Source organism: Gammaproteobacteria bacterium (genome assembly GCA_003696665.1).
Classification (GTDB): Bacteria; Pseudomonadota; Gammaproteobacteria; order Enterobacterales.
The window spans coordinates 1-1,051 of the sequence record RFGJ01000114.1; the positions used below are offsets into that span (position 1 = coordinate 1).

Sequence of the window (1,051 nt, forward strand, 5' to 3'; positions counted from 1 at the left end):
CCCGACGGTCAGCTTTTTGCACGAGCCCGGCGAGCGGCGCTACAGCCTGGCACTCGACCTGGCCGAAATCTTCAAGCCCATACTCGTCGATCGCACCATCTTTTCGGTGCTCAACCGACGGATGCTGCAGGCCAGCGACTTCAGGGTCGAACTCAATCGCTGTGTGTTGAAGCCACGTGGGCTGAAGGTTTTCCTGAAAGCCTGGGAAGAACGGCTTGCAGAAACCATCAAGCACCGAAAGCTGAACCGGAAGGTGAGTTACAAGCGTCTGGTGCGCCTGGAATGCTACAAGCTCGTGAAGCACATTCTGGAAGATCAAACTTACAAACCTTTCAAAATCTGGTGGTGATGTATGTAATCCTTGTTTACGATGTCAATCAGAAGCGGGTGGCCAAAATGCTGAAGCTTTGCAGGCGATACCTGCACTGGATTCAGAATTCGGTTTTTGAAGGTGAGATTACGGAGGTGAAAATCAAGGAGTTGATAGCCGAGGCTCGACAGTTCATCGATCCCTCTGAAGACAGCATCATCATTTTCAAAAGCAGGGACGTGCGATGGCTCGACAAGGAAATCATTGGCTACGAACGCATGAGTACCGACAATTTTCTGTGAGGTCGGGTCGTCGAAGCCCCCCACCGGATCGGCTCATCATTGGCTATCGAATGGATGGGTTGTCGTATATTGCTGATAATCAATGGTCGTCGAGCTCCAGCTATTTTCCGCTTATTGGGGGTGGACGACTTTTTGTCAGTGAAAACCGGCGAAATGCAGGATCTATGTGTTTGAAAAACAGTGGAAAACGAATATATTGCCAACGGCTTCTAATCGGACCAAAGTGGAATTGAAACGCCGCGGACGCAGAGCCGGGATCAGGTCGCCCAGGTCTTCTAATCGGACCAAAGTGGAATTGAAACATGTTCTGGCTGATGGTATTGATGGCGGCGAAGACTTCTAATCGGACCAAAGTGGAATTGAAACTCTACAAGGGCGGGCCGCTGCCGGAACCGCCGAGCCTTCTAATCGGACCAAAGTGGAATTGAAACTAGTTTGA

2 protein-coding genes are annotated in these 1,051 nt (G+C 50.6%); both read left to right on the forward strand.

Annotated features, from left to right (window positions below; genetic code table 11):
• Positions 1 to 349, forward strand: a 349-nt coding sequence (gene cas1, locus D6694_03705) for a CRISPR-associated endonuclease Cas1 (GenBank protein ID RMH46292.1), incomplete at its 5' end; no start/stop codon positions are given.
• Entirely contained in the window at positions 349 to 612 is a 264-nt protein-coding gene (gene cas2, locus D6694_03710) for a CRISPR-associated endonuclease Cas2 (protein RMH46293.1), read from the forward strand. The genes cas1 and cas2, both read left to right, overlap by 1 nt.
• The last annotated feature ends 439 nt before the right edge of the window (positions 613 to 1,051 follow it).

Coding starts and splice junctions, on each gene's coding strand:
- cas2 (RMH46293.1), top strand. CDS start 349: ATGTATGTAATCCTTGTTTACGATGTCAATCAGAAGCGGGTGGCCAAA.